This window comes from Sphingobacterium sp. B29, from assembly GCF_001952815.1.
GTDB lineage: Bacteria > Bacteroidota > Bacteroidia > Sphingobacteriales > Sphingobacteriaceae > Sphingobacterium > Sphingobacterium siyangense.
The window spans coordinates 3,064,953-3,091,272 of record NZ_CP019158.1; the positions used below are offsets into that span (position 1 = coordinate 3,064,953).

23 protein-coding genes are annotated in these 26,320 nt (G+C 35.9%); 9 read left to right on the forward strand and 14 right to left on the reverse strand.

Annotation, left to right across the window (positions count from 1 at the left end; translation table 11 throughout):
• Positions 1-104: 104 nt before the first annotated feature.
• The 9 genes from BV902_RS27735 to BV902_RS12800 all read right to left on the reverse strand — a co-directional run bounded on the left by BV902_RS27735 (position 105) and on the right by BV902_RS12800 (position 10,146).
• Entirely contained in the window at positions 105-1,223 is a 1,119-nt protein-coding gene (locus BV902_RS27735; protein ID WP_083663586.1) for a TlpA family protein disulfide reductase, read from the reverse strand.
• 437 nt (positions 1,224-1,660) lie between these two features.
• Entirely contained in the window at positions 1,661-2,437 is a 777-nt protein-coding gene (locus tag BV902_RS12765) for a thioredoxin domain-containing protein (RefSeq protein WP_075992267.1), read from the reverse strand.
• Positions 2,421-3,302 (reverse strand): vitamin K epoxide reductase family protein, encoded by an 882-nt coding sequence (locus BV902_RS12770; RefSeq protein WP_075992268.1) that lies wholly within the window; start codon positions 3,300-3,302, stop codon positions 2,421-2,423. The genes BV902_RS12765 and BV902_RS12770 overlap by 17 nt, the downstream gene beginning before the upstream one ends.
• Positions 3,303-4,554: 1,252 nt before the next feature.
• On the reverse strand, positions 4,555-5,118 hold the full coding sequence (locus BV902_RS12775) for a hypothetical protein (RefSeq protein WP_075992269.1): 564 nt from the start codon (positions 5,116-5,118) through the stop codon (positions 4,555-4,557).
• A 155-nt stretch (positions 5,119-5,273) separates the two neighbouring features.
• Entirely contained in the window at positions 5,274-5,657 is a 384-nt protein-coding gene (locus BV902_RS12780) for a hypothetical protein (RefSeq protein WP_075992270.1), read from the reverse strand.
• 138 nt (positions 5,658-5,795) lie between these two features.
• Positions 5,796-6,512: an IS21-like element helper ATPase IstB gene (gene istB / locus BV902_RS12785; protein ID WP_201668617.1), complete on the reverse strand. Its 717-nt coding sequence runs from the start codon at positions 6,510-6,512 to the stop codon at positions 5,796-5,798.
• A gap of 48 nt (positions 6,513-6,560) precedes the next feature.
• Positions 6,561-8,063: an IS21 family transposase gene (gene istA / locus BV902_RS12790; protein WP_216640387.1), complete on the reverse strand. Its 1,503-nt coding sequence runs from the start codon at positions 8,061-8,063 to the stop codon at positions 6,561-6,563.
• Between the two features lie 882 nt (positions 8,064-8,945).
• Positions 8,946-9,182, reverse strand: coding sequence for a PLDc N-terminal domain-containing protein (locus tag BV902_RS28685; protein ID WP_075992272.1), 237 nt, complete (start codon positions 9,180-9,182; stop codon positions 8,946-8,948).
• Positions 9,183-9,192: 10 nt separating this feature from the next.
• The gene (locus tag BV902_RS12800) at positions 9,193-10,146 is read right to left on the reverse strand and encodes a hypothetical protein (protein ID WP_075992273.1); all 954 of its coding nucleotides are present in this window, start codon (positions 10,144-10,146) and stop codon (positions 9,193-9,195) included.
• A gap of 587 nt (positions 10,147-10,733) precedes the next feature.
• On the opposite strand from BV902_RS12800, the gene BV902_RS12810 reads away from it, so the two are divergent.
• Positions 10,734-11,636 carry a glycosyltransferase family 2 protein gene (locus BV902_RS12810; RefSeq protein ID WP_172840676.1) on the forward strand — a complete coding sequence of 301 codons (903 nt, stop codon included), beginning with the start codon at positions 10,734-10,736 and terminating at the stop codon, positions 11,634-11,636.
• An 11-nt stretch (positions 11,637-11,647) separates the two neighbouring features.
• Here the strand turns inward: BV902_RS12810 and BV902_RS12815 are convergent, their stop codons facing one another.
• Genes BV902_RS12815 through BV902_RS12825 form a run of 3 tightly spaced genes read right to left on the reverse strand, consistent with a single transcriptional unit; the run spans position 11,648 to position 15,838 of the window.
• On the reverse strand, positions 11,648-13,930 hold the full coding sequence (locus BV902_RS12815; protein ID WP_075992276.1) for a hypothetical protein: 2,283 nt from the start codon (positions 13,928-13,930) through the stop codon (positions 11,648-11,650).
• 3 nt (positions 13,931-13,933) lie between these two features.
• On the reverse strand, positions 13,934-14,890 hold the full coding sequence (locus BV902_RS12820) for a hypothetical protein (protein WP_075992277.1): 957 nt from the start codon (positions 14,888-14,890) through the stop codon (positions 13,934-13,936).
• A 54-nt stretch (positions 14,891-14,944) separates the two neighbouring features.
• Positions 14,945-15,838, reverse strand: coding sequence for a hypothetical protein (locus BV902_RS12825; protein ID WP_075992278.1), 894 nt, complete (start codon positions 15,836-15,838; stop codon positions 14,945-14,947).
• Between the two features lie 150 nt (positions 15,839-15,988).
• Here BV902_RS12825 and BV902_RS28090 point away from each other — a divergent pair, with 150 nt between their 5' ends.
• The 6 genes from BV902_RS28090 to BV902_RS12850 all read left to right on the forward strand — a co-directional run bounded on the left by BV902_RS28090 (position 15,989) and on the right by BV902_RS12850 (position 22,056).
• Complete coding sequence (locus BV902_RS28090) at positions 15,989-16,351, forward strand: cysteine peptidase family C39 domain-containing protein (protein ID WP_237242129.1); 363 nt, start codon at positions 15,989-15,991, stop codon at positions 16,349-16,351.
• On the forward strand, positions 16,299-18,206 hold the full coding sequence (locus BV902_RS12830; RefSeq protein ID WP_443019314.1) for a peptidase domain-containing ABC transporter: 1,908 nt from the start codon (positions 16,299-16,301) through the stop codon (positions 18,204-18,206). The genes BV902_RS28090 and BV902_RS12830 overlap by 53 nt, the downstream gene beginning before the upstream one ends.
• 6 nt (positions 18,207-18,212) lie before the next feature.
• Complete coding sequence (locus BV902_RS12835; protein WP_075992279.1) at positions 18,213-19,535, forward strand: HlyD family efflux transporter periplasmic adaptor subunit; 1,323 nt, start codon at positions 18,213-18,215, stop codon at positions 19,533-19,535.
• Positions 19,532-20,845, forward strand: coding sequence for a TolC family protein (locus tag BV902_RS12840; RefSeq protein ID WP_075992280.1), 1,314 nt, complete (start codon positions 19,532-19,534; stop codon positions 20,843-20,845). Before BV902_RS12835 ends, BV902_RS12840 begins: the two co-directional genes overlap by 4 nt.
• A 225-nt stretch (positions 20,846-21,070) precedes the next feature.
• Entirely contained in the window at positions 21,071-21,676 is a 606-nt protein-coding gene (locus BV902_RS12845) for an SOS response-associated peptidase (RefSeq protein ID WP_075992281.1), read from the forward strand.
• A gap of 11 nt (positions 21,677-21,687) precedes the next feature.
• Positions 21,688-22,056 carry a hypothetical protein gene (locus tag BV902_RS12850; RefSeq protein WP_075992282.1) on the forward strand — a complete coding sequence of 123 codons (369 nt, stop codon included), beginning with the start codon at positions 21,688-21,690 and terminating at the stop codon, positions 22,054-22,056.
• Positions 22,057-22,084: 28 nt separating this feature from the next.
• Here BV902_RS12850 and BV902_RS12855 read toward each other — a convergent pair whose 3' ends face one another.
• Positions 22,085-22,537 (reverse strand): hypothetical protein, encoded by a 453-nt coding sequence (locus BV902_RS12855; protein WP_075992283.1) that lies wholly within the window; start codon positions 22,535-22,537, stop codon positions 22,085-22,087.
• 9 nt (positions 22,538-22,546) lie between these two features.
• The gene (locus BV902_RS12860) at positions 22,547-22,984 is read right to left on the reverse strand and encodes a RidA family protein (RefSeq protein ID WP_075992284.1); all 438 of its coding nucleotides are present in this window, start codon (positions 22,982-22,984) and stop codon (positions 22,547-22,549) included.
• Between the two features lie 349 nt (positions 22,985-23,333).
• Between BV902_RS12860 and BV902_RS12865 the strand changes: the two genes are divergently transcribed.
• A complete protein-coding gene (locus BV902_RS12865; RefSeq protein ID WP_075992285.1) occupies positions 23,334-24,908 on the forward strand; it encodes a hypothetical protein in 1,575 nt (524 codons plus the stop codon).
• 51 nt (positions 24,909-24,959) lie between these two features.
• Entirely contained in the window at positions 24,960-26,252 is a 1,293-nt protein-coding gene (locus BV902_RS12870; RefSeq protein WP_075992286.1) for a hypothetical protein, read from the forward strand.
• Positions 26,253-26,320 lie beyond the last annotated feature (68 nt).

Consider the following 26,320-nt stretch of genomic DNA (forward strand, 5'->3'; position numbering starts at 1 on the left):
CTTTCAAATTGTATAAGAGTTGAAAGATTTTTTTCTATTATGATAAAATAGAGTTCTTGAGTTGTTGGGCTCAATTCTAAAGGATATGCTAAATATTGAGTGATTTAGTATTTGAAAATTCGTTCTAATTCTTTGCTCAAGTCATCACCCCTAAGTCCTTTAGCAAGAATTACTCCATTTGGATCAATGAGAAAATTATCAGGGACAGCTTGAATAGAGAGCTGTTGAGCGACTGAATTTTTAAAAGATTTTAGATCTGATAACTGCGTCCATTTTAATCCGTCATTGCTTATAGCTTTTAGCCATTCTTCTTTATTTTCATCTAATGATATTCCTATAATCTCAAATCCTTTACCTCTGTATTTTTGATAGGCTTTAACCAAATTAGGATTTTCTCTTCGACAAGGCGCGCACCAGGATGCCCAAAAGTCAACCAGCACATATTTACCTCTAAATTGGGATAATTTAACGACTTTCGATATCGTATCTGTTTGTTCGAACTCAGGCATCATTTCACCAATTTCAAATATTTTACTAATTTTTATTTTTTGGAGAATTGATTCGCCAAGATATGTTTTCTGTAAATCATTCGAAATCTTTTTGAACATGTTATTTCTATCATTTAGTTGTTTATTTGTATTATCCGGGAAATTACTTATCAAATAAAGTCCGTAATAGTTATTCGGGTGATTAGATATAAATGAATCGGAAAGTTCGCGAATTACTTCAATCAACTCATTGTTTGCCAGGTTACGGCCGAGTTGTTCTGTTTTTGCTTTAATTGCTGTTAATTTATTTTTGTTGAATAATCTCTCAATACTATCTAAAGAGGAATTTTTAATATCAAATTTATTAGAAATAGGAATTAAACCCTTCGCGCCATTAATCAGCCAGCCTTTATAGCCATTAAATTCAATCGTTTTTTCTGGTTCTATCCAGAATGAATAGATTACAAAATCACCGATATAATTTTTATTATAAATATTTTTAATAGATATGTTGAAAATTGTCGGCTCTGAGATTATAGCTGTATATTTAAAATTGCTTTTATCATCTAATGCTACCGTATCAGAGATCGTATTTCCTTGATTTTTATATTTAACAAAATAGATTGCGTGAGGAATAGTATCTATCAATCCCTTAATAACTGATTTATTGTTTGATTGACCTTTTGCGGAGCATAAGATTGAAAAGAAAATCGAAATTAAAATCAAAAATCTCATTGTAAATTTATTAGCACTAATGTTTTAAAAATTCCTGCTATGATTTAAGCAGGAATTAAAATTACTTATTCGGATTAATACTGTCCTGCCGTCCCGTCCCAATCACATATTCCTGCATAACCACGTCCATCTGAGTCGCAAGCCATACATCCTTGTGGCTTAGATGGATCTGTTGTTGTACAATCGTCTTTAGTATTACAGTTACATTTGTCGCCTGCAGGAGGTAATTCTCCTCCTTGTATGCCTTTCAATTGCTCACGAGATAGTTGTTCGAATTCTTGAATGTTTAGGTTCTTTAATGAAATCTTTTTGATAATTTTATTTTTTTAATTTAATGAATTTTGCTATTCACTAATTCCCGGATAGCATGGCAAGGCCTTTTACAGGGAGCCTTTCTGTTTGCCTGAGTACATTTCGAACTGGCTCAGGCATTTTTTCTAGAAAAAGTTTCTTAGTTCAGTGATTTTGTAACTTTCAGGCATTTCGGCACCATTAATGTAAATTGTTGGTGTAGCTCTTATTTTCATAATATTGCACCAGTTCCTCATTGCTACAATTTTATCTTTTTGTTGTTTTAGTTCTCCATTCATGGGGTATTTTCTTGCGAAAACCTCATAGTCTTTTACTTCTGCGAGATACCAATCATCTAAAGCACGTTGTACAGTTTCTTGTCCATCCTTTTCTTGAATCGCCAACAAGTGTTGCACGGGAATACTTAGGAAATCTCCATTTTCTCCAGAGGCTGTAAAAATGATGCGAACTTTGACATCTGAATTATTTTTGATAATATTTTCTAATTCGGGATGAGCCTTAGCGCATGGCCCACAGTAGGGATTGCAAACTTTGATGATCTCATTTTTTGCTTGCGGATTCCCAACTACAATACCAAGTTGATCTGTTGGAGACGTAATTCTTTCTGATTTGTCGAGGAGTGCCTTAAATATTTCAGGATTATATCGTAATTTTTTCCATCTTTTTTCCGTATTTCTGTTGTCGCGAGCATTTCTTAATATCGGGATCAACGTATATGCTGCAGTGATGAAAAAGAAAGCTAATAATAGTGTGATGAAGATTGAATAGCTTGAGATGGATGCTAGATTGATTCCTTTTTTGTAAATAAAGAAAATAACCGCTGCACTATTGATGATTAATACTCCTTGTACGGCAAGACAAAGTGGACACCATTGTTTTATAACTTTAGCTTGATAATACACCGAAAAGAATATATAGGGTGTAGCAATTAGTGAAATGATGGCACTTAAATACAGGAATGGCAAGTTTCCTGAAAAAAAAAACTTGAATGGAAAATAAAGTTGCCATAAATGCAAATCCCCATATCGCCCAGCTGATTCCCAAAAAAGACGATTGAGAGGAATTCAATACATCGTCACAGTTTGCTTTCTTGCCCTGTCCACCACAAACCTCTCGGATGAGGGGGTTGTGTGCATCTATTTCATGCCACAAAAGGAGGGATGAAACCGCTAATCCAATAAAACTGGTCATTGTTAATATGATATTAACCCATGATATTCCTGTTTGATAATGAAGAAAGGTATATCCTAAAGAGAGTACTAGTGTAATCAAGCTCAGGTAAATAGGCGTATTGCGCGCAATGATTTGATTGCGTTGCTCAATTAAATGAGCAGCGAGTTTTGATTCATCTTTTTTATTTGAATCATCCATTAGTAAGATAATTCCTTTGTCTATTTTCTCAAATTGAGAAAGTGGGATTTCTTTTAATTTGTTAGTTTGTGGATCAAGATAAGTAATATTGGTCTCGTCAACTTGAGATACTACAGTGAACCTTGCTTTATACCAATCTTCCTGTTGGATAGAGCAAATGAATGGGGGCTCAAAATCGTAGTAGTTGTAATCTGCCTTTCGAATAGCTGCCGATTCAACGCCATATTCAAATAAGGTATCCTTGATGCTCAATAGAGAAGAATTATCTACATGTTCTTCTAGTACTTTTTCAAGATGTAAATCACTGTATTTGATATTGTACGAATCAAATAGGTTTTTACACACTTGTTTTAGATCATTATCTTGTTTTGGCTTTAGCAAATTAAAGATCTTCATAATAGCTTATTATAATTGTTGTTTAAAGATAATGATAAAATATTTTAGTAGGGAAATTTTTTTTCATTAATTTTTAAATTGACTGTCAATTTATTGATTAGTTCCTGTAATTTAATTATTCTTGAGTTGTTAATTATTGCGTTACGAGTATGAAAAATAGGATAATGAGTAATTAAAACGCGAATTGGTGAGAAAGTTGAATTTAAATAACGAGAAAAAAATGAAATAAAGCGCAGCAAAATTTTAAATATGATGAACAGTAACAAACTTTGTGTCATTCCTAGGGCTCTATCCAGAATAAATAAATTACAAAATCACCGATATAATTTTTATTGTAAGTATTTTTAATAGATATGTTGAAAATAGTCGGCTCTGAGATTATAGCTGTATATTTAAAATGGCTTTGATCATCTAATGCTACCGTAACAGAGATCATATTTCCTTGATTTTTATATTTAACAAAATAGATTGTGTAAGGAATAGTGTCTATTCTATTACTCCCTTAATAACTGATTTATTATTTGATTGACCTTTTGCTGAGCAAAAGATTGAAAACAAAATCGAAATTAAAACTAAAAATATCATTGTAAATATATTTGCACTAATTTTAAAAATTCCTGCTGTGATCAAGCAAGAATTAAAATTATTTATTCAGATTAATACTGTCCTGCTGTTCCGTCCCAATCACATTTTCCTGCACAACCACCTCCGTCTGCGCAAGCCATACATTCTTGTGGCTTAGTTGGATCTGTTGTTATGCAATCGGCTGTAGTATGACAGTTACATTTGTCGCCTGCAGGAGGTAATTCTCCTCCTTGTATACCTTTCAATTGCTCACGAGATAGTTGTTCGAATTCTTGAATGTTTAGATTCTTTACTGAAATCTTTTTTATAACTTTATTTTTTTAATTTAATGAATTTTGCTATTCACTAATTCCCGGATAGCATGGGAAGGCCTTTTACAGCGAGCCTTCTGTTTACCTGATTACATTTCGAACTGGCTCAGGCATTCTTTCTAGAAAGAGTTTCTTAGTTCAGTGATTTTGTAACCGCAAGGAAGCAAGACTATCAATATGAAGATCGTTTCGGTATTCATTTCCATAATAGGTTAGCTATTTTTAAAAATTACGCCAAACTTCCTTTTACAAAGGTGCCGTCCAATTCGGTTATTTTATTGTTGCAATTCTAGTTTTCAATTTTTAGGCATTTCTTTACAGAAAAGGGCTCGAAAGACTAACCGACAATTTAATTGTTAGACCTGATATATTTCATTGCCCTCAGTAGCATAGGAGCCACTATAATTCAATTCAGCATTTAGCTCTATCGCAAAAGTTTTTGTGAGATATTCTAATTCTTCCATTAAAAAGGCCACTAAGACCGTTCGGATCTTTTCTATTTTATACTCTTTAGAATTTATAGATGCCACTAAGTACCTGTCTTTTGTTTCCTCCATTGGGGAAAGAGAGATACGATCGTTGTTGACTGAGTAGATTTCTATCCTGTCGTTGTCCGAATCTGTATTAAAAAACAAGTATCGACTCTCGTAAAAGGAGGCCGAGCCTACTTCATTTTTTAACTTCCCACATATCCGGAATGAAAAGTAGTCGGGCAAATTCCCGTCGGATTCATAGATAAGATCTAAATTCCGATTAGCTAACAGCAGCACAAGATAAGGTGAGCGAATTACTTTTTTTACCTCATTTAGAATAGTATAGAAGTCTTTTCTATAAAATGGTGCAAAAGCAATTCTAAATTCTGAAGGCTCATTACAGACCTGATGAAAGGTTTTTAGCTTGGCTTGAAGAGATTTATACATTGGGTATTTTGTTGATTTAGTTATATAATTTTAAGCTATTCATTATGACAATTAATTGAAAGCCCTGTCAAGATAATAATTCTACTGGAGAAATAAAATTATAAACTTTAAGACCGTCGGCGCAGAAGATGTAGTTCATTTATTAGCAAAAGTGGTCATCCCTTAAGTAGTTCATATTCATTTAAGGGGAAGTCATGTTTAGACCATTTTTTCTTATAACCTTCTATTCCTTCCTCATTCCGTATTCTAATCAAATTCTCCCTTACCAAGTTAATGTATTTTGTTAGGGTAGTAGTTCCCGAAAGTATAGTCTCAAAATGATCTTCACTTAATAAATTCCAACTCGCCCAGCCTTTGTACCATCTTAGTTCATAGATAATGCTTGTGACGTTTCTTTTTAGGACAAGTCTATGTTCGCCTGGCTCATCCATAAAAACCACTGATGTTTCATCTTTGGATCTTAATACAATTGCAGATAGTGCTAACTCTTTCAGCGAATCGTGAAAAAATGAAATGTTGAGAGTTACAGCTTTTTCCATGTGGCCAATTTCTAGTACGGCCCAACCGCCATTGAGTACTGTGTATTTGCATATTCCGGTGATGTTGACCCCTTTCCGGCGATACTGACCCCTCTGATTTTGGTTATCTGGGGGATTTTCACCAATAGCCTGACAATATTACCTTTTTTTTCTTAGACTTTCACCCTTAAGTTCAATTCGGTGTGAAGTATGTACAATCCGGTCCAATACGGCGTCGGCGATTGTATCTTCCCCAATCACATCATACCAGCTTGCTACGGGAAGCTGACTGGCTATAATGGTCGATGATCTGGCATGCCTATCTTCAATAATTTCCATCAGGTCCAGCCTTTGCTGCTGGTCTAGATTTACAAGACCAAAGTCATCCAGGATCAGCAGGTCAGCTTTTGCAATCCTGTCCAAAAGTTTGTGCATTGATCCTTCCAGTCTGGCAATCTTGGTTCGCTGGAGCAGCTTCTGTAGATTGAAGTATAAGACCTTTTTTCCCTGTGAGCATGCTTTTAAACCAAGGGCTGAGGCCAGAAAGCTTTTTCCGCACCCCGTCGCGCCCGATATCAGTAGCGGCTCACCTCTTTCAATGTACCCGCCAGTAATTAGGTCAGCGATCTGGGCTTTGTCCATACCGCGTTTGGGATCCATATTGAGCTCCTCAACCGATGCCTGATAGCGAAAGGCAGCATTCTTTTTTAGTCTGTCAAACCGTTTTTCTTCCCGGCTGTCCAGCTCCGACTGCAAGAGCAGCTGCAACCCATCCTCAAAGTTAAGTTCTGTCATACGACGGGTTTCCACCAGCGCTTTCCAGCTACGCTCCATGCCCAATAGCCGGAGACTTTTCATGTTGTGTTCAATGTTCACTGTAATTGATTTTTATGTTATGAATAATACCCCCGGTTCCTGATATTTTCATGCAGGGGAAGTTTTTTTTTCGATCTGTGCGCCCTGGTGCTCCGGAAAGTTTACCATGCCGGTTATTAAAAGGCCTTCAACAAACTTATACCGTAGCTGGCGATGAGTAATAGCCACCTGGCAGGCCTTTATAAACAGGTCGCTGTAGGTTCTTTGAAGCCTGAACAGTCCGTCACATGTCCTGTAAAGCTGTTCAGGATGGCGTTTCTGGTCAAAGATCATCTGTACCAGTTCACTGAATACCGGAGATATGGCATTTGCTCTTGTAAGGTAATGGGCAGGGTTCCTTTTTCTGAACTCACGGTACCTGGCATCCAGATGTTCCTCCAGGGTGGTGTAGGCATTCTGTTTTGGGCTCCTCTGATGCAGGGCAACCTGTTTTCCTCCAACAAAGATGTGCACGAGATTCTTGGTGTAGATAACCTGTGCTTTCTTTCCGATATAGCAACTCGGGGCACTATAGAAGTGTCTGTCCCTGCCAAGATAGACGTGCCCGTTTTCACCGATCTTAAGCTCCGCATAATATTTTAGTGCAAAGCGATGCTCGGGTAATGGTAACAGAAGATGTTTTTCACAGCTGAGGAACCGTTCCTGCCGACAATAACTCCTGTTCTGCATACGCGTCTGGTTCAGCTTCAATACACAGTCTTCAACGGCGCTGTTGAGGGCTGATAATGAGAAAAAGCTCCTGTTTCGAAGTTTGGCAAATACCTGCGTATAAATGATCTTTACATGGTTTTCTACGGCACTCTTGTCCCTGGGCTTTCCAGCGCGTGCAGGAACGATAACAGTACCGTAATAATTGGCCAGATCTTCCATACAGCGGTTGATTTCCGGTTCGTACCTGTCACTTTTTATAACCGCAGACTTAAGATTGTCCGGAACGATACATCTTGGCACCCCGCCAAGAAACTGTATACATTTATCCAGCGCGTCCAAAAAGTCGGGTGTCTTCTGGCTCGGCACAGCTGTGGCATAACAATAATTGGAAAAAGGAAGACAGGCTACAAATATCTCACAATTTATGATCTCACCGGTATTACCATCGATAAAATGAAGCTTCTTGCCGGAAAAGTCGATATAAAGTTTATCTGCTGGCGTATGTTCCATGACCATCGAGCTGCGCTTCTGTACTTTGAGATATTGTCCCAGGTGGAAACAGAACTGTGAAAGTTCATAGCCGTCCGACACGCTCTGCTTATATTCTTCCCAAAGAAGTTTACGGGTAACACCGGGACGGCCGAGTTCTTGCTGAAAATAGGAAAGCCGCTCTTTGAAATCCTCAAACCGGGCATCACGATAGGCTGGATTACCGGCATTCAGAAGCCCGTCGAGAATCGGATCCTCCAGTTCCAGCAGCTCGTTCATGTTGAGCTTTGCCTGACCGATCTTGAAAAGATAGGTCTTTACGGTGTTCTTACTCAGTGATAAACAACGTGCTATCGCTTTTATGGCATAGCCCTGCTGTTTCAATCTTATCAATTGTTTTATCTGACTCATGGGTCTTGATTTACCGGCCATTGGAATAACTCTTAAAAATCTTATCCCAAATAAATCAAAATAACCAAGGGGGGCAAGATGCTCCGGAATTAGACCCCATATTATTTTTGAGGGGTCAGTATGATCCGGAATAAATCCATCTAAATCTTATAGGGGGTCAACATCTGCCGGAATGGCATGCGATAACTCAATGGAATCGCGCATATACTCCAGTGCAAAGTGCCGGAATCATGGGGTCAATTTACTCCGGAATATGCAGTATTTAAGGCTGAAAGATGATTTCATTGATATCGAGCAAATTTCTTTCACAATTTAAAAAGAATATATTATATCTGTGGGATCTTGTATTTCAAAACTCGACTTTTCGGTATCTCCCGAGTACGCGTACCTACACCTTGTTTTCTCCAGATAGCCATGGTAGCAACCATACTTTTGTCATACACATAAAAACAAAAGAATATGGGAAATCAATTTTTCATTAAAGACACGATGGCAGCTATGCGAGGGATTTCTGCTGCTGCCTGTAATCGCCTGAATATGTAGAATGACTTTCACACGATTTCTACAGTGAACTCAAGTGATTTCATAAAAAAATAACTAATATTATTAGTATTTTTTTTATGAATTTCCGATTTAATGTTTTTCACTTTTTATGCAATCGGATGATTGCGCTATTTGGGTGAAATGAACAATGGCTATTTCAAATAATGTGCTTATTTTTTGTAAAGACAAACTACATATAGTTAACGGCTATGTAGACCAGCTCATTAGCCAAATAGCTTCCCTCTGCCGGTTAGAGGGAAGCTATTTTTGTTTTAGAGCTATTATATACGTATATAGCTGGCGTGAAGCCCATTATCGAGTAGTAATAACTTACATACTTTATTCTCTTCTAATCTTTTCATTATTTGATACACTATTATATCCATGTCTACCATAGAACCAATAAATAATCAATCCAATAAAAGAACCAAATATAAGTGCTAGTATCCAAAGTGACTTTTTTATAACATTTAGTTTTCTATTCGTCAATACATGGTAAATTGAATATAAAAATGGTGTGATTACACCGATGAGAAGAAACGTTTCTTGCCAAGTTATAAATATTGTAATTAGCATATTTTTGAATTTATAGTGGTTGGCACTGTGAGTAATTTGAGTTTATAAAAACACATTTGTTTCCCGGGGTACAAGCCGTTGGCCCCGTCCAAGTATTTCCACCGCACTGGCCCCATACCGGCGAAGTAGCTATAGGAGAACCATAGCCGCTACAGGATTTCGCAACAGCAGTGCATACAGCAAGGTAACTTCCTATAACTGTAGCACAATCACAGCCAATTATTGAGCAACAGCCTATACAGTACGCGTTGGAACAACAGCCAGAATTGACTTCAACTGTCGCATTTTCACATGCCATAATTTGTGAAAGGTGAAAGCTTTGTCCACTCCGACAGTAGTTATTGCAAGGAGGGGCATCTACAGCCATGAGTGTAGACTTCGATTGTCGTAATTTATTATTGAGGGCAAGTGATTTTGCTTTAATGAGTTTATCTGCATTTTGTAAATGAATTTTCCTTGGAGATTGAGGTATTAAATTGCCCTTATCCAAAACCGCATAAACCTCTGGAATTGTAAATAAATCTTGTTGATCTATCTTAAGATCTTTATACCATTCCTTATTAAAAGGTTGATCATCTTCTTTATTATAGAAAGCTCCGCTTTTGAAATAAAAATTTCTTTTTTCTCCAAACTCATCTTGATACTCGAACTCTTTTTTATCATTATCAAATCTCATTAGAAAACATGCACCGGTAATTTTTCGAATTTCCAATGACGCATTATCGGAGGTGGTGACCATCGCTTGTTGATTATCTCCCCAGTTCAGATAAACGGTATTATGTGAAAGAGCATAATTCATTTTAGTTTGAATTTTGAGAGGTAACTTTTTTAGGGTTGATGATAATAAAGGTTTGAATGTTAAATCTTTTGGGAAATTTTGCCCTTTTTCAAAATCGCTAGATTTTGAGCATCTTAAAAATATTGATAATAATGATATCAATAAAACAAATTTTAATACTTTCATAAATTTACGTTTTTATTTTTAGAACTTGAGAATGAACACAATTTAAGCCACTTGAATAGTTTGTTTTTTCGTCTAAAATCCGGTTAAGATCATTTCGAATTATCTAATTAAGTTACTTTACGAAATAGGTTATTAGCTATTCTGTTATTATATACAGCGCCGAATTAAAAAAGTACTAAAAGAGGGGAAAAAATATTTTTTGGAAGCGATAATTGCTATTATATAGATCAACAAAATCGTCCAGTTGCCATAGATTTTATACGTCTATAGCTTTACAGTTTTGGTCAAAAACGTAAAGGAAACTTGATGTTCAAATTATTCATAGATAGTATCGTAATTGAGCCTGATGAGTATTAAGATTTTGTCTCAGGAACTCATCTTCATAGTTTGGAACTCATTAAAGCCAAAATATTAGAATATTTATCCAGTTTGGATCAATTACCTAAAAAGGTGAAAGATTTTGACAAACAAAGGTTCAGAATAGATATGAAGAACTTACTTGAGCAAACAGATGACATAAATGTATCAATACGCGAAATAATAAGATACATTATTTATATTTACAAATGTCATTTAACTTAACTTTAATGAATAATATTCAGACTTCGATTCTAATACCCAGTTACAATTGTGAACCACTACTTTTGGAGTGTATAGGAAGTATTTTAAGACAAGAGTATAAGAGATATGAGATAATAATCATTGATGATTACAGCACAGATAATACTATGCAAGTTATTGATGGAATAAAAAAGATTACAGACAATATTTTTTATTTCAGAAATCCTGGCAAAAAGGGTCTTATTTATGCGCTTAATTATGGCATTTCAAAATGTAGGGGAAAATATATAGCTAGAATGGATGCCGACGACCTTATGGTTGGAAATCGTCTGACAGAACAGACCTTATTTTTAGAGAATAACCCAGATTATGTTGCTGTATGTTCCTCCATGCAGCTCATAGACAAAAATGGATTATTCCTCTCCAACAAGATATTATTTGAAGATGACAGTTTCAATATTTTTATGTTATTATTTTGTAATGTGTTTGTCCACGGTAGTATGACTATAAGAAAAGAAGTCCTCGAAGAGAATCCTTATGACGAAGAATTTATGTATTGTGAAGACTATGAACTTTGGACAAGGATTACTAAAGTTGATAAAATCAAATGTCTGAGTTCAATCCATCATCTTTATAGAATTTATGAAAGTTCAAGTAAGACAGCAGAGTCTATGAGGATTCAACGTGCAAATGTTTTGAAATTATATGCGTCAATTTTAAACAACTATGATATAGATTTTGATAAAGACGAATTACTGCTCCATTTTATGCTTTTTAATTCAAGTAGTAGTCTTATTCCCAAAGAACGAATTATATCTTGGTTAGATAAAATTCTCTATTCGCCAAATATTCACAAAGTTTTTGGAAAGGAATTTCTAAAAACTCAGCGAGATTATCTTCATAGGAGTTTATCCCTAACGACCAATTAAATGCTATATTTTTATTGATTTTTCAACTTCCACATTAATTCATCTTCAAGATTTTCCATATGGATCATTCGATCTTTTGTATTTTGGTAATCTCTGCTTTCTGAATTTAACATTTTAAGTTTGCCTAAAAATGGGGCCATCATGCCAACGTGTTCTGAAAGTGAATTTAAGTACTGTTCCAAACGCATGTCTTTATTGAAGCTCTTGGATAGTATTTTGCTGAACAACGATTTGTGTATCAAAAAAAATGGACTATTCGGAAGATATTCAACATGAAATAACCTAGCATTGATAATTGTTTCTTTTCCGTAATTTCTATCACTAATCGCCGATAGCATCTGTAGACCATAACGGCTCATTTCTTCTACGGTGCGCCAAAATATATCTATATTATACTTTTTAAAATCTAAATTTTCATTTATTAGAATTACAAAATCAAATTTAGAACGTTTACTCTTCGTTATAATTTGATTAAAAACAAGATGAAATGCATTACTATGATCTACCTCTATAGGTGTTATTGAAACGGGTTCCGATATTGACAATTCCTCCCGTGAATGTAGGATGTCAACATTTTCCTTGAGTGAGCATATTCCAAAAGATAAATTTTTTATGGTGGATTTCCTGCCGTACCCACGCGTTACACTATTGCTTCCGTGAGCTATACTTCGTTTTACATCATCAATGGTAGCTTTAGTTGCTCTTAAATATCTGTTCAAAGAGTTTTTTCGATATATTTCAATATTGAAATCCCAAAAAAACAGTTTAAATGCTGGCTTTCGTATCGTGATTATTGACATCCCCATAAGTCGGCATCGGGTCTGCCTTTCAAGATTGAATCCGTCTTCCTGATAGAAATGCCATTGAATGTTATTGCCGCCACATTTAAAAAATGATTGTTTACTCATAGCGAAACTTTCAATATAGTCAATTCGTTTTTTTTCTTGAGAATCGTCTCTTCTATCCAGCCCCCTCGCTAGTGTATCTCTAAAAAGATCGTATTGTGTGTTTGAAAGTTCGATTACTTGATCCATAGGCAGTACTATGCTATTACTATTTTTTTTGAGCATCTCGAAGCTTGATAATATATTTTCAATAGGTAGTAATATGTTTACATCGACATATATAAAAAACTCTTTTTTTATCCTTTTTAGAATAAATTGATCGATTTTTTCGTTATTAATAAATGCATACTTCGCCTTTCCCTTCGCTAAATTTTGATTAAATACGGGCCAGTCACCTCGCTCGACTATATGAATCTCAACGGTCAGATGCTTATGTAAATAATTTATATAGTTTTCAATTTTATCCTGCTGCTGGGAAGTTACCGCAGATCTTAAAAGAAGAATAATAGCACAATCATTAATGGCTGGTTTTTGCTTTTTTGTTGAAATGCGGTTAATTTGTTCAACATACACCATTGAGCACCTGTCTTTTTTAAGCTTTGAAAAGTCAAGGTGGTAGGGGTCTGTTACTTTAAACAATAACTTGCAAAAGTAGTTGGTTTTGTCACTGTCAAAAACACCTGAATTGTGTAATATCTTACTCTTATAGTATTGGGAAATATGCTCTTTTGGCCATGAGAAATTTAACTCATTATGTAATCTAACTTCTCGATTATGCTTCCATGCTGTCCAAAGTACTGCCCACATATCAGCACACCAAGCTTGGACTTTATTCGTGTTATTTCGGATAGATTTATTGAAATTTTCCATATAATCAAATATCACTTCCGAATAGTATTCTACCTCTGACCAGAATATTTCATCTACACCTTTCATAATGTGCTGTGCTCCACCAGAATGATCTTTATTTTTCTCGACTATCGCTGGATCTATATCCACAGCTGCACATAAATTAAATAAAAATTCCTTGCCATAGCGAGCTAGATAGTCGTAAGAAATATAATTTCTAGTGTCCCCGAAATACCAAAAAGGCGTACTCGACAGGAGCGATTCATTTAGTCGCTCCCTAAAGAGAATATCACTATCATGATAACAGATGACTTGTTGTGTTAAAATTGGGTGTTCCCTAAAATGTTGAACTAATATATGTGGCCGAATGGAAGAAAGATAATTTCTTTTCTTTCTATGGTCCGGATAAAAGAAGAATTGACCTTGATGATTTATTGTGGCGAAATTTCTAAAGTTATCGGGAATGCCAATTTCTGGATTGTACGCCAGTAAAACGTGAATATTTTCAGCTAAGATACCCATATCTTCAAAGTTTTGCAATTGTATCTCTAACTGCCACAAAAAATATTGTTCAGCCGGTTGTGCGGAAATATAAAACATAAATTAATAACGAGGAGTTAGGAGAATCTCATCCCAAGAACTGTATTCCTGATTTAAAAATGAATTTATTGTCAAAGACAGTAGGAAATGATTGGATGTGTAATTCTTATGTGTAAGTATTTTGGTAGAATTAATTAATTCTTGTTCGATAAGGCACTTCATTTTTAGATCGGATGTAAATCTGCTCCAGTGTAGTAGTGTATTAATGAGATAAAAATAATCTCTATTTATATCCTTAATTGTACGTTTCCAACTTAAAAGATGCTCCACGATAAGCGGTGTTATATTGAATTTTGTTTTTTTTGACAACGCTTTACAGAGAATGGGATAAGCCAAAAGATTCGCCAATGCTATCTCGGAAAACAAATTGCGGTGTTGTTTGATCATTAGTTCCATTTCCGATAAAATTCTATAAAGTGTCATTTCAATGGGAAAAGTATAAATCTCTAAATTGTACAATTGTATTAAGGCATAAAGATGATTGGCAATATTTAGTTGGCGCGTAGTGTCTTGAGCTAAATATGCGATTATCTTTTCGGCAGTTTGGCACATTGCGATACTGAATGTAGGATCAGCTGGGGTGGCGCTGCGACGTTGACGGTTTATAAGCAACTGCAGGTAAAAAGGTAAATCCTGTATTTCATGCCATCTGCTTTTGCTGAGATAGTCTATTAGTTTTTTATCATAATCGGTTAAAACTTCCCCTAAATCAGCATCAAAAAAATCATTTTTTTCCAGTATTTCTAAGGCAAGAATTAAGTCGGCACGATTTTGAGTAAAGCTGTATTCATCAAAATTGCATTTAGAATTTTTAATGATTTTAAAAGTTTCAAATGCAATTTTTTCGACCGTTGAATCACCTAATTTGCAATTATAGAATTTATGCAAAACAAAGCCGAATTCGATTTTTTCCGGCTTTGTTTGGATATACTTGAAATTATTAAGATAATTAGCGAGCATTATTAAGGTTATATTTTTTAGATAAGAAAAGATAACTTTTAACTTATTATTCGGCTAGTGCGGATTTCCAAAATACGTAGTTCCAGGATTGGTAACGGGTACCGAAACCGAAGACATGTCATCCGATGTTGTTCCATCAGTTGTTGATCCAGGCATCATATAAAGTTCGTTATACAATGAATCAAAATCGTTTGCATTTAGAAAATTAGAAAGGCCTACGATATCGACTTGGTATAATTTTACCGAAGCGTTTTGATTTGTATATCTTCCTTTATCCACGCTAATATCAGTTGTCACATCCTGTACACCATATCCGTTGTAAAATGATGTAAGCAATCCATCAGTCGTATTTGGATCATGATTGCCCTGCTTTTTTGTCGGAAGAATTAGGTTAGTAATAACCTCCTGCGCCCCAACCATATTAGTCTGCACATCAATTTGCATACCTTTGGCGCGAAAATAGTTTCTTAGCTCTTCTGCCGATCTAACAATCAAGTATTTTGTGCCTAAAGCTGTTGATCCATTGGTTCCAATATTTACTTCGTTAAACATGCTCCCAGCGTCTTCTTGCATTTTCTTTTGCTCCTGATCTTGCTCTAAATTAGACATTGGCTGCGGTGCAACAAATTTTTTTGCTCTTGAGACAAGATCCACAGACACAGCATAACTTTTGTAAGTTCTACCTAGACTACTATTAGGATCTTCGTATTTCTTTAAATAGGCCAGCTTTTCTTCCTTCGTTTCATTAATATTTCCTGGATATTTAAGATCAAACTCCATAAGCATGCTCCATTCCTGCGTGTCACGCATACTTTCGTAAAATCCAACATATGACACTTTTTCCTCTGCACTCATCACTCCACCTAATATGGTGGTTAACTTTTGATTTGTTAAAATGTCGAGCTCTTTCTCTAAGGATTTGAAATCCAGTTTAATTTTTGTTTTCATAATGTTAAAAGATTTATAATTTGTTATCTAATATAATTTAGAATGTGCGTTTAAAAAAAATACTTTTTTTTACGCAATCGATTGTTTTAATTTAAATGTTGTGTTTAATACTTGTATAATATATTTTAGTAATAATATATAGACTTAATTATGAACCTAAAATCATTTCCAATAGATCGTCAACTTGACGTAATGGATTGTGGACCGGCTTCGTTAAAGATGATCGCCAAGTATTATGGCAAGTATTATTCATTACAATATCTAAGGGATCTTTGTGGAAATACGAGAGAAGGGGTTTCGCTCGCAGGAATTTCTTATGGTGCAGAAGCCATTGGACTACGAACCTTGGCGGCGAACTGTACTGTTGATGAGCTAGTGCAAAAAATCCCATTGCCGGTGATCATCCATTGGGACAATAGTCATTTTGTTGTACTTTATGCTATTAAGGAAAATAAAAGAAATGCAATTTTTTTTTATTGCGGATCCGGCAAAAGGAAAACTATGTTATACTAGAGGTGAATTTGAGAAAAAGTGGATTAAGCAGAATGAAAATAAAAATTCAGGAATCGTGTTAATCTTGGAGCCACAGGCTGATTTCAAGCAGCGGCAGGCAGGAGAGAAAGCAGAACGAGGCCGTTATCTGGAAAATATTACGGGCTACTTTTTACCGTATAAAAAAAGCTTTTTGTATTTGGCTATGGTCATGTTACTTATCACGGGCATGCAGGCGATTCTTCCTTTTATTTCCAAAGCTGTTATAGATGTTGGTATACAGACTCAGGATGTAAGCTTTATAAATATTGTGCTGATAGCAAATTTGGCCCTTATTGTTAGTATAACTTTAAGTTCAGCAGCGCGTGACTGGATTCTGCAGCATATGTCTTCACGCATCAATATAGCTTTGATTTCGGATTATCTCATTAAGCTCATGAAATTACCTGTATCTTTTTTTGAGAATAAAATGCTTGGCGATATCCTTCAACGTGCCAATGACCATGAGCGGATCCGAAGTTTTATTATGAATAATTCGTTAAATCTAATTTTTTCAACTCTAACATTTTTGATTTTTAGTATTGTTCTCCTGATTTATAATACAACAATATTCTATATTTTTATTATTGGGAGTTTGCTTTATATTTTATGGATAATGGCTTTTTTGAGGCTGAGGAAAAAATTAGACTGGGATTATTTTGAGTTGACTGCAAAAAATCAAAGTTATTGGGTAGAAACAATTGGCGGCATTCAAGATATAAAAATAAATAACTACGAACAGGCTAAGCGATGGAAATGGGAAGGAATCCAGGCCCGACTCTTTAAAGTCAATTTAAGAATGCTGAGTATCAATAATATTCAGAATCTTGGTGCAAGTTTTATTGATAGTGTTAAGAATTTATTGATTACTTTTTTTTGTGCTAAGGCTGTCATTGCTGGTGATATTACTTTCGGAGTTATGATTTCCACTCAATTTATTATTGGCATGCTGAACGGGCCTGTTCAACAATTCATCATGTTTATGGTGAGTTTTCAATTCGCACAGATCAGTTTTCTACGCTTGAATGAGATTCAGGTATTAAAAGAAGAAGATGAGGGTACAGGAACCAATGACCTAGCATTAACAGCAGGTAGAGATATTGTCGTTGACAATGTGTCTTTCCAGTATACCAATGTTTCGCCCATAATCCTTAAAAAGATATATCTCGTGATTCCTGCTGGAAAAGTGACGGCAATTGTCGGTGACAGTGGTTCGGGTAAATCCACACTTCTAAAGCTGCTTCTGCGTCTTTATAAGCCAAGTTATGGTGAAATTTTGCTTGGAGGAATGAATATCAATAATATCGGTTTGCGTCAATGGAGGGATCGTTGCGGTGCCGTTATGCAGGATGGAAAAATCTTTAATGATACCATTTTAAATAATATTGTACTTGATAGTGAAAAGATTGACAATGAGCTTCTTCGTAAAGCGGTGACAGCTGCCAATATCGGGTATGAGATTGAACAACTACCACTGGGTTACCAGACTAAAATGGGAGAAGATGGCCGGGGCCTCAGCGGCGGGCAGAAACAACGTGTATTGATTGCACGTGCATTATATAAAAATCCCGATATCTTATTTTTTGATGAAGCGACCAATGCATTAGACACAATTAATGAACAAAAAATTACACAAGCTTTAGATGAGATTTTCAACGGAAAAACAGTTATTGTCGTTGCACATCGTCTGAGCACTATCCGAAAAGCAGATCAGATTATTGTCATGAAAGATGGAGAAGTTGTCGAAGTAGGTAATCATGATTCGTTAGTACAGCGTAATGGTCGATATAGTCAACTCGTAAATAGTCAAACTGAAATGAGGACTTTAGTAAGCTAATTAAAAATGGATGTACAGGAAAAAGAAATCAAATATCAGCGGACAGAAGAAGTTCGCGACATTATATCGAATATGCCTACCGCATTCGCTCGTACAATAGTCTACCTGGTACTGTTTATGGTTGGGCTCCTTCTGATTTTCGGTTATATTGTTAAATATCCCGATATTGTGAGCGGCGAGGTGACTGTATCGGCTCAGAACGCACCCGTACAAATTGTTTCTCCCCAAAGTGGAAGGCTGCGTCTTCGCGCGTTCAAATCGCAGGATAGGGTTAATTCAAAAGATATTCTAGCCTGGGTAGAAAATACGGTAGATCCTGAGCAGGTTATTTACATTAGGGGATATGTAGATTCCTTAAAGTTACCGTTTACTAACGCTCGTGAGATTTACAATCTACTCCCAAAAAATTTGAAATTGGGTGATCTTACAGTTCCCTATTCTACATTCTTATCGAGTCTACGTCAATTGGCCGATTATCAAGAACACAAATTGTACGACAAGCAAGATCTCTCGTTATCGAAGGTGCTTAATGAACAGAATATAGCTCTTAACACGCTTCAAGAGAAAGAGCGCTTAAGCAAAGAAAACCTTAAACTTTCGGATAAATTTTTAAAACGTGATTCCATTTTGTTCAGCAAAAGGTTAATCAGCGAAGCAGAGTATGAAGAATCTCTGGCAGGGCATCTAACTGCCGAAGATCAGGTAAAAAGTTCTTTACGCAATTCAGGGTCTGTACGGGAAGCAATAAGTAATACCGAAAATACCATGCAGCAAAATCGAATCACAAAGACCGAAAAAGAACTGCAGCTCGATCTTGACTTATTGACATCTTACAATAATCTTATTGATAAAATCAATATTTGGGAAAAGAAGTATCTTATCGTATCACCTATTTATGGTCATGCACAGTTTTTAAAATTTTGGACAGATAACCAGTTTATACAAGAGGGAGAGCCAATCTTTTCCATTGTCCCAAAGGAGGGTAAGACTATAGGTAAGGTAATGCTTCCTATCCAAGGTGCTGGTAAAGTAAAAGTTGGTCAAAGAGCAATTATCAAACTAGCTGACTACCCCTATATGGAGTACGGATATATCGAAGCCGAGGTTCAAAACATCGCGTTAGTTTCAAGTATTGTTAAAGCGGGAAATGGTACCTCAGTTGAATCTTATTTGGTAACATTAATATTTCCTAATGGTTTGAAAACTAACTATGGTACATCATTAGCTTTTAGATCTGAAGCAAAGGGCTTAGTGGAAATCGTCACCAAAGAGCGAAGATTGATTGAACGCTTTTTTGATAACCTCAAATATATAGGGTATACTAAATGAAAAGAATAATAGGAGTTTTTCTTTTACTGTATTTATTGTTACCAGAGGTAGTTATCGGGCAAAAGAAAATCAATTGGGAAATCGCGAAGTCTATCCTATATGCCAATAACATCAATTTGAAACAGAGCTTTTTAAAGGAAAAAATTGTAAAAAACAATATAAATATAGCTCGCGGAAATCTCTACCCAAGCCTTAGCTTTTCAGCTAATAATCAGCACACCATGGGATTAGTATTTGACCCTGTGTCAGGTAGATTGATCACTGGAAATCAATGGTCTAACTATGCCACAGGGAGCTTGGGTAGTAGTTTAGTCATTTTTCAAGGTGGACAAAAACAGAATGTACTAGAGTCGGAAAAAATTAATCTTGAATTGGCGCAGCTTGATACGGAAATGTTGCTTCAGGAATTGGAATTGCAGTTGCTTCAATTATTTACGCAATCGCTTATTAACAGAGATTTATGGCAAGCAGCGGGCAGTCAACAAGAATTGTCCAAGGAACAATTGAGACAAGAAGAAGAGCTTATGAAAAGTGGAAAACGCACACTGATCGATGTTGGACAGGCCAAAGCTAAGCATGCAACTGATAATTTAAATACGGTAAATGCAAAAAATGCTTATGAGATTAGTATTTTAAAATTACGGCAAATTCTAGATCTGAATGATTCTGAGGAGATTCAACTGCAATCAATAAGCCAAGATAGTTTGTCAGTAACGGGGGAATATAATATTCATAATGATGTATATATTAAGAAGATCGATAAACAACTTGCCCTTCAGGAAATCAGTATTAAGTTGGCTCGATCCACCTACTTTCCAACTTTGGTCTTTAATAGTAGTTATGGTACTAATTATTCATCGCAACGCATGGATGGTTTATCAGGTGAAACGATGGCCTTTTGGAGACAGATTAACCAAAATAGGACGCTATATGGAAATCTTGCTCTTACACTTCCACTATTCGACGGTAATCGAACCAAGAACAACTTAAATTCTGCCAAACTGACCAAACGTAATCTGCTTTATGAAAAAGAAAAACAATTTGTTGACCGAAAACAAAAATATGCACAGGCAGAATTAGAATATCGTTATTCTGAAGAAGAGTTAAAGGCTCTGCAATTAGCTTACGAAGTGAATAAAACTAACTACGAAGCAATAAATGAGCGCTACAAAATAGGTAAAAACTCGTCTATTGATCTTTATAAAGCTTTAACAGAATATAATATTTCGGAATACAAATTGATTAGTAGTCGCTATAGAGTGTTTTTTCAAAAAATTAATCTGCGAATTATTCGCAATATGGAAAATTAATTTTTTTCTAATTCATGTGCGCAAAATTTTCTCTACAAGTAAGTGAATCCTTTTCGCTTTGCCGATTATTTTTTCGTTCAAAGCCTTTTCCGCGTTGCGGGATGAGCGTCGTCAATTGGATTACAATAATGATTATCTGGAAAACGTCCAGGCTATTACCTTTCCCAAGTATCCGATACTGTATAAGGACAAGGATTCCAGTCAGCTTGCCTTGACCGAAATGGAGTGGGGGGATTGCCTACCTATATTGACGATCCGAAGGTGCAGGCCGATCGCCTGCGCAATATGATCAATGTACGTAGCGAGCGTATCCTGGAGGATAAAAAATCCTACTCGTATCGCTTGCGCAAGCAACGTTGCCTTATCCCTGTGAGTGGTACTTTTGAGCAGCGTGCGGTAAAGGGCTGGAAAAAGAAAGTGCCTTATTTCATCGGTGAAGCGGGGAGAGAGCTATTCTATTTACCAGGTCTGTATCAGTGGCATGAGACGGTGGATGAAGATGGTGTGGTTGAACGCGTGGGTTCCTTTGGAATGCTTACACGAGCAGCCAATGAAGTGATGGCCAATATCCATAATGATGGGCCCAATAAACATCGTATGCCTTTGTTCTTACCGGAAGATCTCGAGCGTCAATGGATCAAGGATATTCAGGCTGACGATATGCCGCCGATATTTCTGTTTGAAATGCCCAATGAAAAGCTGAAGCACTATCCGGTGTATACGTTGAGAGGATATCCAAACCGCCCGGATGGAAAGCATCGTTACGAAGCTTTTAATTGGGAGGGATTGCCATCATTGGGAAGTGATACGTCGCAGACTTCGTTGTTTTAAATCAGTGTCCAATGGGAAGTTTAACAAAATATGTATCAGATGATCGCCCTGAGTTCGCGGTGTTTATCGAAGATGACGATAAGGTTTGCTATGCTTACCTTTGGAAAGAAGGTGAACTATACAATGTAGCGCCCACTCCGAGTGAGCCAGAATTGCAAATAGAGGAGAATCATCCCTTTTTAAATTCTGCGGAATTTGTTAGCGAAAATCTTAAACCATTCGACGCTTGTGCGCCTGTTGAAGTCACTTGGGATTTTGGGGAAGAAATAGTAGCTAAGATATTTTTATCTGAAAGGTTGATCGCGAAACTAATCGTTGGGACAAGCCCTGGTTGGTCTAGTTTGGTCACTAAAGATGGACCTTTGGCGCAGAAGATGTAGGGCTTAAATATTACTCCAATAAAACTGATCATCCCTTAAGTAGTTCATATTCATTAAAGGGGAAGTCATGTTTAGACCATTTTTTCTTATAACCTTCTATTCCTTCCTCATTCATTATTCTGATTAGATTCTCCCTTACCAAGTTAATGTATTTTGGTAGGGTAGTAGTTCCCGAAAGTATAGTCTCAAAATGATCTTCACTTAATAAATTCCAATTAGCCCAGCCTTTGTACCATCTTAGTTCATAGATAATATTCGTACCGCTTCTTTTCAGTATAAGTTTATGCTCGCCTGGCTCATCCATAAAAACCACTGATGTTTCCTCTTTGGATCTTAATACAATTGCAGATTGTGCCAATTCTTTCAGCGAATCGTGAAAAAAGGAAATGTTGAGGGTTACAGCTTTTTCGATATCGCCAATTTCAAATACGGCCCAACCGCCATTATGTACCGTGTATTTAAGGTTGAAAGTTGATTTCATTTAGTTAGATCATTTAGGTAAATGTGCAATCAATTCAACTTCTAATTTAGCATCTGACATATACAATCGTTGTACTTGTATCCAGGTAGCGGCAGGAAAGTCATTATTGTAAAACTTTTTCCTGACATCATTATATTTCTTCATTGCTTCAATGTCTGTCGTGTACAAATTCTCTTTTACCACATGTTGAAATGTTGCTCCAAAACTGGCCAAAGACGCTTTTAAATCATTGTATACTGCTTGAATTCCTTTAGGGGAAAGATCCGTTGTTACAGCGCCCGATATATAAAGAACATTATCAACTTTTAAAACCTGACAATATCCTGCTGTTGTATCCTGTTTCATTTTGTTGTTATTCCAATGCCATTTTTCTTTTTTGATGTTCTTTTCCTGTGAAAAAGTATTGCTAAAAATTAATAGAAATGGAAGTAAAATAAGGTATTTCATAGCTTTTTGATCTTTATTTAAATAAATATCTTCATTGTTTAGTTATTTCCCTAAATTAAGGAATTTAGGAATTGGTTACATCTTTTCAGAAACTTCTATCGTAATTTCAAGATGAAGAATACTGGCTCCTCGTTAAAAAAGTTCGATTTTAATGTATTTCAGGCAGTATAAGACTCTTGCTACACACTAAAATGTCTTTTATCGGTCGCTTCATCTCAATTGAAGAAAAAAAATTATCCTTTAACAGACTTTTCGGTATCTCACATATACCGCTTACATACACATTGTTTACCTCAAATAGCCTACGCAGCAACCATACTTTTGCTATACACATAAAAACAAAAGAAATATGGCTAATCAATTTTTAATTAAGAACACGATGCAGGAGATGAAGGCTCTTGATTCTACGGAAATCAATGCATTGGAAAGTGGGACCTATGCAGGCGTCCAATTATTGGGTTATTATGAAAAAGGGGATACACCGGCGCCAATAGTTTACAATTATATTGATCTTCAAAATGCTGCCGACCCCGGTCCCGATAACGGCGGAAGTATTATCGTTCTAAATCTTGGAGAAAAACTGCTTCACAATTTTGATGTTGATGTAGATGTACGTTATTTTGGAGCAAAATCAAATCAGTTAACTGACAACTCCAATATTATACAGAAATGCATTAATACATTAACGTCTAAGGGTGGCAATATCCATATCCCTATTGGTTGTTATTTTTACTTAGATAAATTAGTTTTTACAATCAAAGTAAACCTTATTTTTTCTAAAACAGATGATCGAAGTAGACCGTCGATTGTCGCAAGTGGCACGAATGAAACAGTTTTGTTTTTGGCTAATGCGAATAACGGAGGAATCGTTAATGAATACCAGTTATCAGCTGCATTTCATCCAGGTCATGTAGTTGACGTAAGGGATGATATTACCGGACAGGATAATTGGTTAGGGGTTGATCAAGAGCGCGAAAATCCATCTAGAGCATCTTACAATATTAGAAGACAGGGCGTAAATAAATTTAGAATCGTATATCAACATTCTAAAGATCGCTCAAAAATTATCGGCAATGGGACAACATTTCAGCCATGGAGAAGCGAAGTAGTACTGAATGGAATTTCTCAATCATCTTTTATTAATACAATTGCAATAGGTGATATGGTAACTGGTAATACCTCCAAAGGATATGGAATAATTAAATCTATCGAGACATCAAGTATTGCTATTGTGTTAGAAGGATTTAAATTTATTGTCGGTGAATCTGTCGTAATAAATGGTGAAAACTCGTCGACGGTTATAACTGGTCAACTTATCAGTGCAAATATTCCTTTACAAGCAATGTCAGTTGATGATACAAAGGGGTATTGGGGATTTGGAACTGCTCCATATGAGAATAGAAGCTTGTTAAGTATAGCTGGTGAACTGACAGTTGCACCTACTAGATCTGCAGGTCAATATATAGAAGATAATTTAGTGAATTCTACAATTTCATTCATTCCGAGTGTAGCAAAAGATTCTTATAGTCCTAGTAATGGATTAAGTATTACGATGGATAATTCAAGACCTCAATCTTCAAGGAGGTTAACGCTAACAAAACGAAATTCGAACGGTGCTATAGGGCATATTGGTGCAGTTAGAGCATATGGAAATCTAAATACTTCCACTCTCGTAAATACATCATCTTTTAATGTTTCCTCAATTGTCAGAAATTCTTCTGGGGACTTTACTGTGCAGTTTACGACGCCTTTTGCAAGGGCTGATTACATTGTGGCGTTGTCTTCATCTAATCCAATGGAGCTACCTTATGTTTTTACCAAAACTATTGCATCTCTAAGAATTCGAATAGCAAATACTGGAAGCTCCAGTTTAGTTGAGCCAACTGGAGCTATTGGATTCATTTGTATCGGAGGCGATATTTAATAATATCTATTATAATCTATATATTAACTGTTATAAAAATTAATTTAAATCATGAAAATTTTAAGAAAAATCAGCTATTTAGCAAGTATTGCTCTAATCTTATTAACTTTTTATTCTTGTATAAAGCGGGAAATCGAGAAACATGGAAACTATAATGCCAGCATTGCGTCAGCAACAATAACATTGGAAGAAGCTTTTGATATGATTGGCCAAAAGGCGGGAATTAAAATCAAATCTAATTCGAGCAATTTTGAGAACACCAATACAAGCTTAACAACTAATGCCATAACTTGCCCAAGCTATCCATATACTGCATCTAGACAAAATGATATAAAGGTAACAAGTTATAGTAAAAATGAAGCGCCCTACACTGGTGCCGGGGTAGCTGTACCCTATAAATTTACCCAAGGCAGTACATACGTAATTGAAATTATGATCGGCAATGTTGCTTATGGAACTGAGGGAAGGACGCATGCGAGTCAAGATCGAAATCCATCTATGCAAGTAGGTTTGGCAAATACACAGAATTTTCCAGCAGAATGTAATGGATCTATAAATTTAGCACTTTTAGGCATTCCTTTCACAAATCTGGGAAAGTTACCAATACAAAAGTATCCTTATACATCGGCCGATTTTACTACAACTTACACAACTAAGGTAATGACTTTAACAGCTACAGAATGTTTCAACTATCTTTGGATTAACTTTATGCCTCCAGACGGAGGATATAAAAATGAACATCATATATCTTATATAAAAATCACTAGATCTGGACAAAACTTTTCTATTGAAGGCCCCTCAGACATTACGTCAGTCACTTCTGTATATAAGGTTAAATCTAATTCATTTTTGCTCGATCATCCATTTGTATGGAGAACAACAGGTAACATTGAAATTGTTGGTGACTCAATAGGGGCTAGCTTAACTGTGAAAAAATCGAACACAAGTCCGTTGCAGGGAACCATCTCGGCGCTTTTAGCAGGATGTGGCGAAATAGCTTTAAAGAAATTTAATGCTTGCGAGACTCAAAACTCGTTTGCAACCATTAATGGTCCCGAAATTATAAAAATCGGTCAGCAAAATAGAACCTACAGTTGGAACTTAACAGATAACAGATATACAAACTTAAACTGGAATATGAGTTCCTCTTATATTTCTGTTAATTCATCCACTCCAAATACATTACTTATATCCGTACCTCGAACTTATCAAATACTTGATCCATCGAATGGCGGAGATTTTGTGACTTTGACGTTAAGCGCTCAGGGGCCGTGTGGTATAGGTTATATCTATTTCCCTATCTTTATTTCTAACGGCAACCCGCCAATAAATCCTCAGCAATAGGTCATATATTAGTAGTTACCAATAAAAAAGTATCCTCTATCTTAAAAGGAAATTAGATAGGGGATACT